Annotated in this window: 15 protein-coding genes and 1 pseudogene; 11 read left to right on the top strand and 5 right to left on the bottom strand. The window is 63.5% G+C overall.

Going from position 1 to position 14,964, the window contains the following annotated elements; translation table 11 throughout:
• Positions 1-137 precede the first annotated feature (137 nt).
• Positions 138-941, top strand: a complete 804-nt coding sequence (locus tag CVM52_RS02010) for an IclR family transcriptional regulator (RefSeq protein WP_027264361.1) — start codon at positions 138-140, stop codon at positions 939-941.
• A 331-nt stretch (positions 942-1,272) separates the two neighbouring features.
• Here CVM52_RS02010 and CVM52_RS02005 read toward each other — a convergent pair.
• Together CVM52_RS02005 and CVM52_RS02000 are read right to left on the bottom strand one after the other, a co-directional pair.
• Positions 1,273-1,566: pseudogene (locus tag CVM52_RS02005) on the bottom strand (transposase domain-containing protein); the annotation flags it as partial.
• A gap of 74 nt (positions 1,567-1,640) precedes the next feature.
• Positions 1,641-2,992 (bottom strand): IS3 family transposase gene (locus tag CVM52_RS02000; RefSeq protein ID WP_100160976.1). Its coding sequence is split into 2 segments (ribosomal slippage): positions 1,641-2,656 and positions 2,656-2,992, totalling 1,353 coding nucleotides; the frame shifts between segments, so codons are not numbered across the junction.
• Positions 2,993-3,087: 95 nt separating this feature from the next.
• Here CVM52_RS02000 and CVM52_RS01995 point away from each other — a divergent pair.
• Genes CVM52_RS01995 through CVM52_RS01950 form a run of 10 tightly spaced genes read left to right on the top strand, consistent with a single transcriptional unit; the run spans position 3,088 to position 13,869 of the window.
• Positions 3,088-3,432 (top strand): TRAP transporter small permease, encoded by a 345-nt coding sequence (locus CVM52_RS01995; RefSeq protein ID WP_100160975.1) that lies wholly within the window; start codon positions 3,088-3,090, stop codon positions 3,430-3,432.
• A gap of 2 nt (positions 3,433-3,434) precedes the next feature.
• Positions 3,435-4,724, top strand: coding sequence for a TRAP transporter large permease (locus tag CVM52_RS01990; RefSeq protein ID WP_027264367.1), 1,290 nt, complete (start codon positions 3,435-3,437; stop codon positions 4,722-4,724).
• Between the two features lie 19 nt (positions 4,725-4,743).
• The gene (locus CVM52_RS01985) at positions 4,744-5,493 is read left to right on the top strand and encodes an SDR family NAD(P)-dependent oxidoreductase (RefSeq protein ID WP_027264368.1); all 750 of its coding nucleotides are present in this window, start codon (positions 4,744-4,746) and stop codon (positions 5,491-5,493) included.
• Entirely contained in the window at positions 5,486-6,658 is a 1,173-nt protein-coding gene (locus CVM52_RS01980) for an acyl-CoA dehydrogenase family protein (protein WP_048534161.1), read from the top strand. Before CVM52_RS01985 ends, CVM52_RS01980 begins: the two co-directional genes overlap by 8 nt.
• Before the next feature lie 10 nt (positions 6,659-6,668).
• Positions 6,669-8,183, top strand: coding sequence for a class I adenylate-forming enzyme family protein (locus CVM52_RS01975; RefSeq protein ID WP_027264370.1), 1,515 nt, complete (start codon positions 6,669-6,671; stop codon positions 8,181-8,183).
• Positions 8,180-8,671, top strand: a complete 492-nt coding sequence (locus CVM52_RS01970; RefSeq protein WP_027264371.1) for a MaoC family dehydratase — start codon at positions 8,180-8,182, stop codon at positions 8,669-8,671. The genes CVM52_RS01975 and CVM52_RS01970 overlap by 4 nt, the downstream gene beginning before the upstream one ends.
• Entirely contained in the window at positions 8,664-10,775 is a 2,112-nt protein-coding gene (locus CVM52_RS01965; RefSeq protein ID WP_198952314.1) for an acetate--CoA ligase family protein, read from the top strand. The genes CVM52_RS01970 and CVM52_RS01965 overlap by 8 nt, the downstream gene beginning before the upstream one ends.
• Complete coding sequence (locus CVM52_RS01960) at positions 10,772-11,590, top strand: citryl-CoA lyase (RefSeq protein ID WP_036051583.1); 819 nt, start codon at positions 10,772-10,774, stop codon at positions 11,588-11,590. Before CVM52_RS01965 ends, CVM52_RS01960 begins: the two co-directional genes overlap by 4 nt.
• Positions 11,587-12,708 carry a CaiB/BaiF CoA transferase family protein gene (locus CVM52_RS01955; RefSeq protein WP_027264373.1) on the top strand — a complete coding sequence of 374 codons (1,122 nt, stop codon included), beginning with the start codon at positions 11,587-11,589 and terminating at the stop codon, positions 12,706-12,708. Before CVM52_RS01960 ends, CVM52_RS01955 begins: the two co-directional genes overlap by 4 nt.
• A gap of 6 nt (positions 12,709-12,714) precedes the next feature.
• On the top strand, positions 12,715-13,869 hold the full coding sequence (locus CVM52_RS01950; protein WP_027264374.1) for an acyl-CoA dehydrogenase family protein: 1,155 nt from the start codon (positions 12,715-12,717) through the stop codon (positions 13,867-13,869).
• A gap of 74 nt (positions 13,870-13,943) precedes the next feature.
• Here the strand turns inward: CVM52_RS01950 and CVM52_RS27405 are convergent, their stop codons facing one another.
• From CVM52_RS27405 to CVM52_RS01940, 3 genes are all read right to left on the bottom strand, one after another.
• Positions 13,944-14,186: an ATP-binding cassette domain-containing protein gene (locus tag CVM52_RS27405; protein WP_205964847.1), complete on the bottom strand. Its 243-nt coding sequence runs from the start codon at positions 14,184-14,186 to the stop codon at positions 13,944-13,946.
• Complete coding sequence (locus tag CVM52_RS27400) at positions 14,183-14,539, bottom strand: ATP-binding cassette domain-containing protein (protein ID WP_198952313.1); 357 nt, start codon at positions 14,537-14,539, stop codon at positions 14,183-14,185. The genes CVM52_RS27405 and CVM52_RS27400 overlap by 4 nt, the downstream gene beginning before the upstream one ends.
• 117 nt (positions 14,540-14,656) lie before the next feature.
• On the bottom strand, positions 14,657-14,953 hold the full coding sequence (locus tag CVM52_RS01940) for a hypothetical protein (RefSeq protein WP_133119767.1): 297 nt from the start codon (positions 14,951-14,953) through the stop codon (positions 14,657-14,659).
• Positions 14,954-14,964: the final 11 nt, after the last annotated feature.

Below are 14,964 nucleotides of genomic sequence, written 5' to 3'. Positions count from 1 at the left end.
ACCCGAAATCTTTCCTGATCCCCAAGCCGCTTGCGGCGTGCCCCCGGCAGTTTTCTAACAGTTGACAGAATTTACAAGCGCGGCCATCCTTCCGTATGGAACGCTGTGCATATAACTGCACACGAAGGGAGGAGATCATGGAAACCGCGCATCAGACTTCAGCAAGAACAGGCGGCGATCAAATTGTGAAATCGGTGGCGCGCACCTGTCAGACTTTGGTGTATTTCGATGAAGTTCAGCGACCGCTTTCGGTCGTGGAAGTGTCCAAGGAACTGGGGTACCCGCAGTCAAGTACCTCGGCGCTGCTCAAAAGCTTGGTGAAGCTTGGATTTCTGACCCACGATGCCCGAAAGAAGAGTTATTTTCCCACCGAGCGCGTTCCGCTTTTAGGGTCGTGGATGAATCCAGATCTGTTCGGCGAAGGCACCATCCACCGGCTGCTCAAGGCAATTTCGGAACGCACACGGCATGTGGTGGTTCTGGCAACCAAGAATGGGGACGAAGCCGAGTACGTGCAAGTTGTCCGCCCGAAAGATTCGCCGATCCACCACATATCGCTCGGGACACGTCGTCCGCTGGGTAACTCAGGTGTCGGGCGCGTTCTGATGAGTCGTTTCAGTGACGACGAAGTGCGCAGTCTGTTCCGCAGGATCAACGCCTATCGCGCGCCCGACAAACCGGCAGTGGATGTGAAAGCTTTCGTGGCCTCGTTGGCAGAAACCCGTGCCAAGGGCTATTACCTCTCAACCGATCAGGTGGTTCAAGGGAGCGGCTTGATTTCCATGCCGTTTCCTAACCATCTGAACTCGCGGCTTTTCGCTGTCGGGGTTGGCGCTCCAACTGATGTTATCTTGAGATCCGAAAAAGAGATCGTAGGGATCATGCACGAAGAAATCGTTCGAAATCTGAAGAAGATGGGTCAACAGTCCCTGACCGCCTGACCGCCTGGATCAGCCAGCGCCGTAAAAAATGGCCCGGCTTGACGAAGACGGGACTTGGGGGGCGCGGACGAAACGCGCCACTTGCCAATGTCAGGGTCCGTTTTCAGGCGGCGGAAATAGCCTCTTCGCGTCAGGCTCAAGGTTGAGCCTGACCGGCGGGGCGTCGTTAGCACCGGCATCCCCGAAGGCCGGGCGGTGTAGGATGCGCTGCCCAGAGCAGTGCGACCACGGTTTCGGCCCGCCCCAAGAATACCGGCTTGAAGAGAGGCGCCGCGAAAGAGGCCGACCATCATCGTGTTGATCGTAAGCGGCGTCTACGCCCCACCGGAGTTCAGCTCGACGGCTTGAAGTTCCAGGGTAGCAACTCGTCGATCCGGTTCGCGGGATGCCCTGCCGCGATCGCCTCGAGCGTCGCCTTGAGATAGACAAAGGGTACGATTTCGTTGATCTTTGCTGTGGCGATGAGCGAGGCGATGCGGCCCCAGGTCCGACCACCTTCGTCGTGGCCGGCGAAGAGTGCGTTCTTCCGCGTCAGGGCGATCGGCCTGATGAGATTCTCCACGGCATTGGAGTCGATCTCGACGCGTCCGTCCTGCAGGAAGGTCTGTAGCCCGTCCCACTGCCGTGTCCGTCGTCAGAGTTTTTCGGACTTCTCGGGCCGATTTGTAACGGAGGCTCTGGTTCGGTTTCTGTTCAAGTTTAGGCGGCAGCGGCTTGGTGCTGCAAGCGGCGGTGCCTGATTGTCTGCTTCTTGATCTCCTCTCTCATTTTCAGGATTTTCGCGCCGCGGCCGTGATAGACGTCGGCGGGCGTCAGGTTGGCCAGGCTCTCGTGATAGCGGCGGTTGTTGTAGTGGTCGACGAAGGCGCCGATCTTCCGTTCCAGGTCGCCGGGCAGGAAGTAGTTTTCCAGCAGAACCCGGTTCTTCATGGTTTGATGCCAGCGCTCGATCTTGCCTTGGGTCTGCGGGTGATGCGGGGCGCCACGAACATGGTCCATGCCCTTGTCCTCAAGATAATCGGCTAGATCGGTAGCGACGTAAGACGAGCCATTGTCGCTGAGCAGCCTGGGCTTGTGCATGACCGTGGCCTGATCGCAGCCCGAGACCTGCAGTGCCAGTTCCAGCGTGTCGGTGACATCGGCAGCCTTCATCGTGGTGCAGAGCTTCCAGGCGATGATGTAGCGGCTGTAGTCGTCGAGGATCGTGCTGAGATAGAACCAGCCCCAGCCGATCACCTTGAGATAGGTGAAGTCGGTCTGCCAGAGCTCGTTCGGGCAGCTTGTTTTGTCCCGGAACTCATCCGCCGCGCGGATCACCACATGGGCTGGCGCGGTGATCAGATCCTCGACGCTGAGAATGCGGTAGACCGATGATTCCGAGACGAAGTAGCGCTTCTCGTCGGTGTACTTGACTGCCAGCTCGCGTGGCGTCAGGTCTTCGTGTTCCAGGGCAAAGTCGACGACATCGTCGCGCACCTTGTCCGGGATGCGGTTCCAGACCGCCCCGGGCCGTGGGGAGCGATCAGCCAGGGCGTCGATGCCACCGTCACACCAGCGCGCGTACCAGTCGTAGTACGTGCTGCTTGGGATGCCGAGCATCTTCAGGGTTTGCCGGGTCGGCAGATGCGACGCCTCGATCGTGCGGATGATCTCGAGTTTCTCGGATGCAGAGTACCTCATTCGTCGTCTCCCCCATCCCCGATCATGCTTTTTTTAAGCAATCGGTTTTCCAGGGTCAGCTCGGCCACGACCTCCTTCAGGGTCGCCGACTCCGATCTCAGTTCCTTCACCTCAGGCGCGGTCGCCTGCCTGGCTGTATCCCCCGAAAGCCGAGCTTTCCCGGCTTCCAGGAACTCCTTGGACCAGGAATAGTACAAGCTCTCAGCGATGCCCTCGCGCCGGCACAGCGCTGAAATGCTCTCCTCGCCGCGCAAGCCGGCAAGGACAATCCTGATCTTCTCCTCGGCAGAATAGTGCTTGCGAGTTTTCCGCTTGATACCCCTGACCAACTTGTCAGCGGCGTCCTTCGATGTTCCGGATTTCTTGATCATCTTCGCTCCATAATGGCTTCGATGAACCAGAAATCCTCCGTTGCTCAAACCCCTAATTCTGTCCGGTGGGCGCTGACGTCAGACAGCTATATCTGATGCCCATCATCGTGTTCGGAAGCCTGAGCTATCTGGAAATGTATGATGGCCACGTGCGAGTGGGGATAGTGTTTGATGCTCTGCCCGAAGGGCTGCGGGCCGGTTTCAATGTCGTCTTGCGATTGGCAGCGGCCGCGTTTTTTGCGCTGATCTGTTACGGTGCCTCGCGCGAGGCGCTTAAGGCGTGGGACTTCGGATATCGCACATCCGGCGACATCGACGCGCCTCTCGTCACCACGCTTGTGATTGCGCCGATTGGCTGCGTGCTGATCGTTCTGCGCCTTCTCGTAAATGCGGCGGGTGACGTTCAGCACCTTCGCGGCGCTTCGGATCGGATTGGCTGAGTATGGAATTTCTTGCACCTGTGTCGCTATTGCTGGCGGGGCTTCTCGTCGTCGGGATGCCGATAGGCTTCGCGATGGGCATCGCCGGCACCGTCGGCCTGTATCTGATCGGCGGGCTCAATCTGGCGCTCGGCATCCTGTCGGTGGCCCCGTATCGCAACACCGCCTCTTGGCTGTTGACCGCCATTCCCTTGTTCATCTTGATGGCCGAGATCCTGTCGGCCAGTCGGATTTCGTCGGACATGTTCCGCGCCGCCAACAGGTGGGTGGGCCATTTGCCCGGCGGACTGGCCGTGGCCACGGTCTTTACCAGCGCAGGCTTCGGGGCGGTTTCGGGCTCGTCCACCGCGGCGACGGCCACGATGGCGCGCACCGTCGCGCCCGAGGCTGAGAAATATGGCTATGACCGCGGCATGATCGTAGGCACGGTTGCGGCCGCCGGGACGTTGTCGATCATGATCCCGCCTTCGGTTGTGCTGATGGTTTACGGTATCATCACCGAAACCTCGATCGGCGGGCTGTTCATTGCCGGCATTCTGCCGGGTCTCATTACCGCGCTCAGCTTTGCCGGGATCACGATGGTCTGGGCGACGCTGAACCGCGATCTGGCGCCACCAGTGCAAAGCCATGGGTGGCGTGAGCGCTTCGCGTCACTGCGCGACATCTGGCCGGTGGTTCTGCTGTTCGTCTTTGTCGTGGCCGGGATTTATTCTGGCGCTGTCACCGTGACCGAAGCCGCCGCGGTCGGCTGCTTTGGCGCGATCATGATTGCCGCCGTGTTGCTCAGACGTATGGGCTGGCGCGAATTCATGGGGGCGCTCGAACGTACAACGCGCCCGACTGCAATGATCTTCACCATTATTATCGGGGCGCACATTTTCGGCTATTTTGTCACCCTGACCATGGCACCGCAGGCGCTGGTTTCGTACGTGCAAGGGCTTGAGATCGGGCCGGGCGTGGTGATTTTAATCCTGATCCTGATCTACATCCTGCTGGGCTGCGTGATGGATCAGCTGGCGATCCTGATCCTGACCATGCCGATCGTCTTTCCAATGGTCATGGAGCTTGGCTATTCGCCGATCTGGTTCGGCATCCTGGTGACCAAAACGGTCGAAATCGGGCTGATTACCCCCCCAATCGGAATGAACGTTTTCGTCGCCAGCTCGATCACCGGCGTACCTCTTAAACGGGTCTTTGTCGGGGTGCTGCCTTTCGTGCTGGCCGAGTTCGCGGTCTTGGCCCTGATCGCATTCTTTCCCGAGATCGTAACCGTGTTCTCGGGCGAATACTGACAACCTGAAGGAGCGTAACTTGGAACTGGGACTAAAGGACAAGGTGGCTATCGTCACCGGATCGGGTCGCGGGATCGGCGCAGTGACCGCCCGCGCGCTGGCCGAAGAGGGGGCGAAGGTGGTGATCACCGATATCGACCCCGAAACCACAGAAGCCACCCGCGCCGCTCTTGAGGCCGACGGATACGACGCGATCGGCGTGGTCTGCGATGTCACGAACGAGGCACAGGTCGAAGCCCTCGTCTCGCGCACGATCGAAGCATTTGGCGCCGTCCACATCCTGGTCAACAATGCCGGCTTTCCGCGCGACAACTACATCACCAAGATGCCCGAACAGGACTGGGACGCTGTTGTGGGCGTGATCCTGAAGGGTGCCTATACCTGCTCGCGCGCCGTGGTGCCGTACTTCATGGAACAGAAGTGGGGCCGGGTGATCAACATCTCCTCTCGCGCCTATCTCGGCAATCCGGGACAGACCAACTATGCCGCCGCCAAGGCCGGCATCATCGGCTTCACCCGGGCGCTGGGGATGGAACAGGGGCGCTTCAATGTCACCGTAAATGCCATCGCGCCGGGGTTCATCGCCACCGAGATGATCGAGGCGCTTCCAAACTACGACCGGATAAAGTCGCGCGCTCTGGCAATGAATACCGTGCAGCGCCTTGGCAACGAACGCGACATCGCCAACGGCGTGGTGTTCCTCGCCTCGGATGCGGCGGAATACATCTCGGGCGAGACGCTTCACATCACCGGGGGGCGATATGGCTAAACATGTCCCGGCCTCCGCCTGTGTCGAGGATCAAGAGACGCGGATGCTGCGAGACAGCATCCGGGGCTTCATGGCGCGCGAGCTGACCGAAGAGCGCATCTCGCAATGCGAGGCGACGGGCGATCTGCCCTGGGCGATAATGGGCGAGCTACGCCAGTTCGGCTATCTTGGCGGGCTTCTCTCGGAAGAGGCCGGTGGCTACGGCCTCAGCTATCGCACCTGGGCGATGATGATGGAGGAAGCAGGATACCGCTGGCTTTCACTCCGGGTTCTGCTCAACACCGTGAACATCGTGATCGCACTGTTCCACCACCTGGGCGATGCGCGCCAGAAGGAAAAGTGGCTGAAACCCGTCATGGCTGGCCAGATGCCGGTCTGGGTGGGGATCACCGAACCCGACCACGGCTCTGATGTTGCCTCGGTGCAGACCCGCGCCGAGGACAAGGGCGACCACTGGCTGATCAATGGCGGCAAGCTGTGGACGACGAACGGCGTCAACGGCCGGGTCGGAATCCTGGTGGCACGGACATTCACGGAAGGCTGTGATGGCGATCTGAGTCTGTTCATCGTGGACCTCGAGGAGACCGATTTCGAAGCTTCGCGGGTGGGCACGATGTTCATCAAGGCCACCGCGACATCGCAGCTGGCCTTTCAAGACGCAAAGGTGCCAAAGGAAAACCTGTTGGGTCCTGCGGGAAAGGGCCTCAAGGCGATCCTTACGGGGTTGAATTATGGCCGGCTCAACGTGGCGGCGGGCGCGGTGGGCGCGGCGCAGCGGTCGTTGGACCTGTCCACCGATTACGTCAAGACGCGCAAGCAGTTCGGCAACGTGATCGGAAGCTATCAGCTGGTGCAGAAGCTGATCGTCGACATGACCATCCGCACCGAAGCGGCGCGCGCGTTGACTGACCGTGCCGCCCAAGCGCTGGACGCGGGTCTGCCTGGGCGCAAGGAATGCTCGATTGCCAAGCTCTATGCCAGCGAGGCGGCGCATGAGGTGGCCTCGATGGCGCTGCAGGCGCACGGCGGGCTGGGCTATTCGACCGACTACCCCGTCGAACGGTTGTTCCGCGACACGCGCGGCGGGCTGATCCCCGAAGGCACATCGGAAATCCAGACATTGATCATAGGGCGCGAGGTTCTCGGGATCTCGGCCTTCACCTGAGGAGGCGGCCATGCCGATGACCTTTCTCCAGGCCCTGAGGTTGAACGCGCGGCGGTTCCCCACGAAACCCTCGGTGGTGTTCGAGGGGAGGAGCCAGACCTATACGGATTTCCTTGACCGGGTGGAACGGATGATGACGGTGCTGGCGCGGCGCGGCATCGGACCGGGCGACAAGGTGGCGGTGATCTCGGAAAATCATCCCGATTTCCTTGCCGCCTATGTGGCGGTGACGGGGCTAGGCGCAATTCCCGCACCGATCAACTATCGCATCGCGCCCGAAGTCATGGCCGATGTGGTTGCCCGCTCGGACAGCAAAACCCTGCTGCTGGGCGATGCGGCGCTGGATCATGCCGATCTGTTCCGGACCGTGGTGGACGACATCGTCACCATCGGCGACGGGGCCCCGCAAGGACTGCCGCGCCTGTCGGACCTTCTGGCAGACACACCGCCCGATCCGCCGCAAGGGCAGGACGGCACCACGATCATGCTGCACACGTCGGGGACCACCGGCAAGCCCAAGGGCGCGCTGCGCAGTCTCTTCGGCATGGAGGAACGCGCCATCGAGCAGCGTTTCCGCCCCGACGACCGGGCGCTGTCGGCGCTGCCGATCTGCCTGTCGGCCGGCTGCACCTATACGCTGCTGCCGCTTTATCTGGGTGCCAGCGTCTATCTGATGCGCCGCTTCGACGGGGCCGCCGCGCTACGGCTGATCGAAGACGAGCGGCTGACCGCCACCATGCTGCTGCCCGCCATGCTCCAGCGGATGGTCGAGGCCGAGGGGTTCGCGAGCGCCGATCTGTCGTCGCTGGGGACTTTGCAATCTGGCGGCGGCGAGATGTATCTCGACCTCAAGCGTGCCGCGCTCGACAAGTTCGGCGATGCGCTGATGATCTATGCCGCCTCCAGCGAAGCAGGACCCTATGCCAACCTGACCGCTCGGGATCTGCGCCGCAACCTTGCGGGCAACTGCGTCGGCCGCCCCTTCTTCGGGGTGGAACTCAAACTGCTGGACGACGATGGAAACGAGGTGCCGCAGGGCGAGGTCGGCGAGATCTGCACCCGCAGCGAAAGCCGCTACGACGGGTATTACAAGGATGAGGCGCTGACCGCTGAAACCCGGCGCGGCGACTATCTGACCGTGGGCGATCTGGGCCGGATCGACGACGAAGGGCTGCTCTGGTTCACGGGTCGCAAGCGCGACATCATCAAGAGCGGCGGCATCAATGTCTACGCCCCCGAGATCGAGGAGGCGCTGGCCGGCCACCCGGCGATTGCCGAGGCGCATTGCATCGGCCTGCCCGATCCGCACTGGACCGAGGCGATCTGCGCAGTGATCGTGCCCGCGCCGGGCGCGCAGCTGACAGCGGCCGATGTGATCGCCCATGCCGAAACCCGGCTTGACCGATACAAGCGCCCGCGGCGCGTGGTCTTTATGACGGCGGTGCCGCGCAACCTGACCGGCCGCGTTCTCAAGGCTGAACTGAAAGAGGCAGTGCTAGCGCTGCCAGAGGAGGAAACCCAATGACACGGCCCGATCTTTCGGCCCTCAAGGGCCAGCAACTCTACTGGGAGGACCTGAACGAAGGCGACCAGTTCGATAGCCCCACCCGTACCATCACCGAGGCCGACGTGGCTAATTTCGCCTGCCTGTCAGGCGACTTCAACCGGCTGCACGTCGATGCCGAATATGCCGCCGATTCGGCCTTTGGCCAGCGTATCGCGCACGGGCTTCTGGTGGTGTCGGTGATGTCCGGGCTGACCACGCGGATGCTGATGAACACGTTCCTGGAACCCTCGCTTCTGGGGTTGCTCGACATGCAGTGCAGCTTTCCCAACCCCACCTTCATCGGCGACACGATTGGCGTGCGCGTTACCGTAGCCGAGAAGCGCGAGACTTCGAAACCCGAACGCGGCATCCTGTCGTTCCGGCGCGAGGTCATCAACCAGCGTGGCGAAACCGTGGTGGAAGGGGTCTGGAAACTGCTCGTCCGGCGGGCGCCGCAAGGTGGCTGAGCCGGTGGTCGCCCGCGACTTTCCCGATCTTTCGCGGCTCTTGTCGCCACGCAGCGTGGCGATCCTGGGCGCCAGTGAAAGGCCCCGTAGCGTGGGCAGCGACACCTTGCTGAACCTTGCCGAGCATTCCGACTTCGATGGGCAGATCTTTCCGGTCAACCCCGGGCGTGAAAGGGTGCATGGTTTGCGCGCCTATTCTGCAATGTCGGCCTTGCCTGGCCCCGTCGATGTGGCGGTGGTGTGCCTTCCAGCCGATGCGGTGGTGGGCGCCTTGCGCGATTGCGCGGCAGCAGGAACGGGGTTTGCGGTGGTCTTCACCTCTGGCTTTGGCGAAACCGGGGATGAGGGCCGTGCCGTCGAAGCCGAGATGGCTGAAATCGCCCGGCAAAGCGGGATGCGCATCTACGGGCCGAACTCGCCAGGGCTGAGCAACATCAACCGCCGCCTTGGGCTGACCTTTTCACCGGTATTCAAGAACGACACGCTGGGCGGCGGCATTGGGCTTGTCACCCAGGGCGGCGGACTTGGCCGCGCCTTCATCCAGGCAAGCGAACGGGGTATCGGCGTTGGCCTGTGGTGCTCTACCGGCAACGAAGCCGACCTGACCATGGCCGATGTCGTGTACCACATGGTGGGCGATCCCGACATAAAGGTAATCGCCCTTCTCGCCGAAGGCTTCCGCGACGGGCCGCGCTTTCTGGCAGCTGCCCGCGCCGCTGCTCGCGCCGGCAAGCCGGTGGTGGCGATGAAGGTGGGCAAGTCGGACTATGGCGTTGCTGCCACCCGTTCGCACACCGCCGCGCTTGCCGGATCGGCGGCGGTCACCTCGGCACTGTTTCGCCAGCATGGCATCGTCGAGGTGGAGGATCTGGACGAATTGATCGATACGGTGGCGCTGTTCGAGCGCGTCGGCATCGCCCCGCGGCGGGGGATCTGCGTCTATTCCTTCTCGGGTGGCACAGCGGCGCTGGCCGCCGATATGGTGGGCAGCGCCGGGCTGATCCTGTCCGAACTGGCCCCCGGCACCCGCGCGGGGTTGCGTGCGCTGGCCCCGTCTTATGCGGCGGTCGATAACCCGGTGGACCTGACCACCCAGGTCTTCACCCAAGACAAGCTCAACCGCGATTGCCTGTCGCTGGTGGCGCGGGACCCGGCCACCGATGTTGTGCTTCTGCCGATTCCCGCCGACTACGGCCCGATCACCGACCGGTCCGCCGACGACATGGTCGCGCTGGCGCCGGACAGCCCGGCTCTGCTCCTGCCGGTCTGGATGAGCGGGCATCGCGCCGCTGGCTATGCCACGCTGAACGCGGCAGGGCTGGCGCCTTTTCGCAGCCTCGGCAAGGCAGTGACGGCGTTGAAGCGGCTGATCTGGCGCGGCGACTGGAGCCCCTCGGGGACCTCCACGCTTGCTCTACCCGCATTTCCGCCCGGCGAGCTTGACGAGGCTGCCGCCAAGGCGGTGCTGGCCGACCTGGGTCTGACCGTGCCCGAAGGACGGGTCGTGACCAGTGCCAGACAGGCAGGCGAGGCGGCGCGCGGGATCGGCTTTCCGGTGGTGCTCAAGGCGCTGGTGCCCGGTCTTCTGCACAAGACCGAAGCCGGGGCCGTGGCCGTCGGGCTGATGGATGAGCAGGCGCTGGCGGCGGCCTGGGGCGCGATGATGACATCGCTTTCAGCACAGGGGCACAGGCTGGAGCGCGCTCTGGTTGAGCGCATGGAACAGGGGCCGGGCGTCGAGGTGATGGCGGGACTGCACCGCGATCCGGTGTTCGGCCCGGTGGTGAGCTTCGGCCTCGGCGGCGTGATGGTCGAGGCGCTTTCTGACGTCACGCACCGCGCCGCGCCCTTTGGGCGGGACGAGGCGCTGGCGATGATCGACGAGATCCGCGGACGCGCACTGCTGGGTCCGCTGCGCGGCCGCCCCGGCGCCGATCTGGGCGCGCTGGCCGATCTTCTCGTGATCCTGGCCGCCCTGGGTGCGCGCGGCGACATCGCGGAGATGGATCTCAATCCGGTGCGCGCCGGTCCGGCGGGTGCGACGGTGCTTGACGCGGTGATCCTGCGCGCTCCGACCGAGATAGAAGGAAAGGCAAGGCAATGACGGTAAAGACGGACATCGGTTTCACCACCCGCGACCGCATCTATGTGCGCGGGCGCGATCTGGCCGATGAGATCCTGGGCAAGATGGATTTCGTCGACATGATCTATTTCACCGCCACGGGGAAAGAGCCGGATGCCCGCACCCGCGCGATGACCAACGCGATCATCGTCACCGCCACCGATCACGGCCTTACCCCCAGCGCCATCGCCGCGCGGATGACCATTCTCGGCGCGCCGGAATCGCTTCAGGGTGCGGTGGCCGCGGGCTTGCTGGGCGCGGGGAACCATTTTCTCGGCACCATGCAGAACGCCGCGGCCTTTACCCGCGACGAGATCGGCGAGCTGTCCGACAGCGACGACGACGCAGCCTATGCCGCCCGCGCGCAAGAGGCCGTGCGCGCCTTTCGCGCGGCGCGCCGGATCGTGCCAGGCCTCGGTCATCCGATCCATGTCGACGGCGACCCCCGCACGCCGGTCCTGCGCCGGATCGCCGGCGAGAATGGGTTCGACGGGCGGCACTGGCGCTTCATGGCGGCCGTCGAGGCCGCCGCCCGCGAGGAATATGGACGTCTGCTGCCCATCAACGCCGCCGGCGCGGTCGGGGCCACCGTTTCGGACATGGGGCTTGCCCCGATCTGGGCGCGGGCCTTCGCCCTGATTGGCCGATCCGCCGGGCTTCTGGCGCATCTGATGGAAGAGCTCGAAAATCCGCAGGGTCAGAAGATCTGGGACATGATCCTGGAACAGGACGACTCGGCGGAATGCGCCGGGATTGCCGACCCGGACCGCGCAGACAGCACAGGAGAGCAAAAATGACCGGCACTGCACCGCTTTCGGGGCTTCGCGTTCTCGATCTGACCGAGCTTCTGCCTGGGCCCTATGCAACGCAGCAACTGGCCGAGATGGGGGCCGAGGTCATCAAGGTCGAACGTCCTGCGGGCGACGCCGCGCGCGCCATGTTCCCCGGCCTCTTTGCCGCCGTGAACCGCGGCAAGAAAAGCATCGCCCTGAACCTAAAGGATGACACAGACCGCGCGGCTTTCCTGCGGCTGGCCAAACGGGCGGACGTCGTGATCGAGGGTTATCGCCCGGGCGTGACCGCGCGGCTGGGCATCGACTATGAGACGCTTTCGGCGCTCAATCCCGGCCTCGTCTACTGTTCGGTCAGCGGCTATGGTCAGACCGGGCCGGCGCGCGACTGGCCGGGGCATGATCTGAACTACGCGGCGATGGCGGGCGCGGTGGCGATCTCGGGCGCGCCCGACGGACCGCCTGAATACACGACGGGCGTGCCGATCGGGGATCTCTCGGCAGCCATGTATGCCATCATCACCATTCTTGCTGCGTTGCACGGACGCGACGCCACGGGGCGGGGCCAGTATCTGGACGTGGCGATCACCGACGCGCTGGCCAGCTGGGTCGCCCCGCGCTACGGTGTGTGGGACGCCGGACGCCAGGCCGGGCGCGAGATCACAAAGGCCGATATCCTGCGCCGCGCCGCCTATGGTATCTTCGCGACCGCCGACGGTAAATACATCACCATCGGCGCGATCGAGACGCATTTCTTCCGCCGCCTGATCCGTGCCACCGGGATGACGGGCTTCGACGATCCTGCGCTTGACGACTTCGCCGCACGCACCGACCGCACGGATGATATCCGCGCCGCCCTGACCCCGCTGATCGCCGCGCGTCCCTATGCGCATTGGGCGGAGATCTTCGAGGCCGAGGATGTTCCCTTCGCCCCGGTCAACGGGCTGGAGGATCTGGCCCGGGACCCGCAGCTCAAGGCGCGCGGGATGGTGCGCTCAGCCGGCGCGGCCCAGGTGATGGCCTTCCCGGTGCCGATGGCTGGGATGAGTGATCCGGCGGGCCACGTCCCGGCAGTGGGCGAGCATCAGGCCGAAATTCTGGACCAAGCCGAAAAGCTGGAGTGAGGACCGATGCAGTTTGAGCTGGACGACTGGCAGGAAACGGCGCGGCGCAGCTTCCGCAAATACCTTGACGCCGAGGTGGCGCCCCTGGTCGAGGCGCACGAGGATGCCCACCGTCCGCCGCCGCCCGAAGTGTTGCAGAAGATGGGCGAGTTCGGCCTGCTGGGCGGTCTTTTGCCAGAGGCGCAAGGCGGTGCCGGGCTTGATTATCTGACATATTGCGCGCTGCTGTGCGAGCTGTCTCAGGTATGGCCGTCGCTGCGCAGCATCGTCAGCACGTCGAACCTTGTCCTGATGATCGTCGCGCAGCATGGAACGCCGGAGCAACAGGCAAGGTGGCTGGGCGATCTGGTTTCGGGTCGCAAGACAGCCTTTTTTGCGCTGACCGAGCCGAACGTCGGCTCGGACGCCAGCAACGTGGAAACACGGGCCCGGCGCGACGGTGATGGCTGGCGGCTGAACGGACGCAAACTGTATATCTCCAACGGGACCGGGGCCGATCTCGGGGTGGTTTTCGCGCGGTCGGGCGACGGCGAACGCGCGGAGGTATCGGCCTTCGTGGTCGAGGCGGGAACAGCAGGGTTTTCAACCCGAGAGGTCCGCAGCATGGGCATGAATTCATGCCCGCTAGGCGAGCTGCTGTTTGAGGACGTATTGCTGCCCGCAGACCACCTGATCGGCGCCGAGGGCGAGGCGTTCGCCATCGCCAAGCATTATCTGAACGTGGGGCGCTGTTTCGTTTCTTTCACCTGCCTGGGCCTGTCAATTGCCGCCTATGAGGCGGCGCTGCGATATGCGGGCGCGCGAGAACAGTTCGGACGCAAGATCGGCGGGTTTCAACTGGTCCAGCAGATGATCGCAGATATGTTGACTGGCGTGGAAACCTCGCGGTTGCTGGCGTGCCGGGCCGCTGACGCGCTGGATCGCGGGGCACCGGATCGCGGCCGGGCCTGTTCCATGGCCAAGCGTCACAACTCCGATACGGCTCTGCGGGTTTGCGAGACTGCCCTGCAAGTGCACGGCGGGGCCGGATACACCCGTGATTTCCCCGTCGAGCGCTATTATCGCGATGTGCGACATCTCACGATCGCTGAAGGCACCAACCAGCTTCAGGCGCTGCTTCTGGCACAGGGGGCCCTGGGCATCTCGGCGCTACGGGGCTGATCGGTCCGCAGTTTGCGCACGGTCTGTCGCCGCTGCCGGTCTGAATGGCAGGCGGAATGCGGGCACAGGGCGGGTCAGATTCCCAAATACGAACGGCGCACGTGATCGTCGTGGCGCAAGACGTCAGAGGCTGCGGCGAGGGCGATTGTCCCGTTTTCCAGAACATAGGCGCGGCTGGCGAAATCCAGCGCCATGTAGACATCCTGTTCCACCAGAAGAATGCTCAGGCCGGTGCGGCGCCGACCGTCGAGGGCCTCGTACATCTGCTCGACCATCAGAGGCGCGGGGCCGAGCGACGGCTCGTCGAGCATGATCATGCTGGGCCGGGCCATAAGCGCGCCCGATCGCCAGCATCTGCTGCTGACCGCCTGAGAGCCCTCCGGCAAGTTCGCGGGCCTTCTGGCTCAGCATCGGAAAGGGCGTCCTTTCGGTCTTTCGCGTCGAGTGCGGCGCTCGCACCCACGATCAGATTTTGCTCGACCGTGAGTGACCCGAAGACGTGCCGCGCCTCAGGAACATGGACGAGGCCGAGGCGCGGAATCTCGCTGGCGGCAAAACCGCCGATTTCCTTGCCATCGTGGCGGATCGCTCTGGAACGGGCGGCCACAAGGCCCGAAATCGTGCGCAGAAGGGTGGATTTGCCCGCGCCGTTCGGTCCGATCACAGCCACGACCTCGCCCTCGGCCGATCTCGATGCTGACGCCGTGGAGCGCGTCGAGCAGACCGTAACCGGAGACGAGAGACTCGATCGACAGCTTCATCTTGGGCCCCGGTTATAGTTTTCGCATCAGTTCAGAGGATTGGGCTCTTCCACAGCCACCTCTGGCGGCCAGATCGTGACCTTTTTCGTGCCGCCGTTCTTCCATTGCGCGATCAGGTTCTGCGATCCGACGTTCCTGCCGTGTTCGTCGAATTTGATCCGCGAGAACGGCGAGATCAGCTGATCGCCGGGGATGTCGATCTTAAGGATGGCGGCGCGAAGGTTCTCGGTCGTCAGTTTCTGGCCGGACTCAAGCGTCTTCTCCAGCACGGCCTTCAGCGTGTAGACACCGCGGTTGCACATCGACGCATAGCTTGACGGCACGATGCCGTGCC

The organism is Pseudooceanicola lipolyticus, assembly GCF_002786325.1.
Classification (GTDB): domain Bacteria; phylum Pseudomonadota; class Alphaproteobacteria; order Rhodobacterales; family Rhodobacteraceae; genus Pseudooceanicola_C; species Pseudooceanicola_C lipolyticus.
Note: the sequence above shows the minus strand (reverse complement) of the source record. Positions and strands in the feature narration are given on the sequence as shown.

Bases quoted from the DNA above. Each gene is read 5' to 3' on its own strand.
- CVM52_RS01970 (WP_027264371.1), top strand. From the start codon at position 8,180: ATGACACGGCCCGATCTTTCGGCCCTCAAGGGCCAGCAACTCTACTGG.
- CVM52_RS01995 (WP_100160975.1), top strand. From the start codon at position 3,088: ATGCCCATCATCGTGTTCGGAAGCCTGAGCTATCTGGAAATGTATGAT.
- CVM52_RS01975 (WP_027264370.1), top strand. From the start codon at position 6,669: ATGCCGATGACCTTTCTCCAGGCCCTGAGGTTGAACGCGCGGCGGTTC.
- CVM52_RS02010 (WP_027264361.1), top strand. From the start codon at position 138: ATGGAAACCGCGCATCAGACTTCAGCAAGAACAGGCGGCGATCAAATT.
- CVM52_RS27405 (WP_205964847.1), bottom strand. From the start codon at position 14,186: ATGATCATGCTCGACGAGCCGTCGCTCGGCCCCGCGCCTCTGATGGTC.
- CVM52_RS01950 (WP_027264374.1), top strand. From the start codon at position 12,715: ATGCAGTTTGAGCTGGACGACTGGCAGGAAACGGCGCGGCGCAGCTTC.
- CVM52_RS01960 (WP_036051583.1), top strand. From the start codon at position 10,772: ATGACGGTAAAGACGGACATCGGTTTCACCACCCGCGACCGCATCTAT.
- CVM52_RS01990 (WP_027264367.1), top strand. From the start codon at position 3,435: ATGGAATTTCTTGCACCTGTGTCGCTATTGCTGGCGGGGCTTCTCGTC.
- CVM52_RS01980 (WP_048534161.1), top strand. From the start codon at position 5,486: ATGGCTAAACATGTCCCGGCCTCCGCCTGTGTCGAGGATCAAGAGACG.
- CVM52_RS01955 (WP_027264373.1), top strand. From the start codon at position 11,587: ATGACCGGCACTGCACCGCTTTCGGGGCTTCGCGTTCTCGATCTGACC.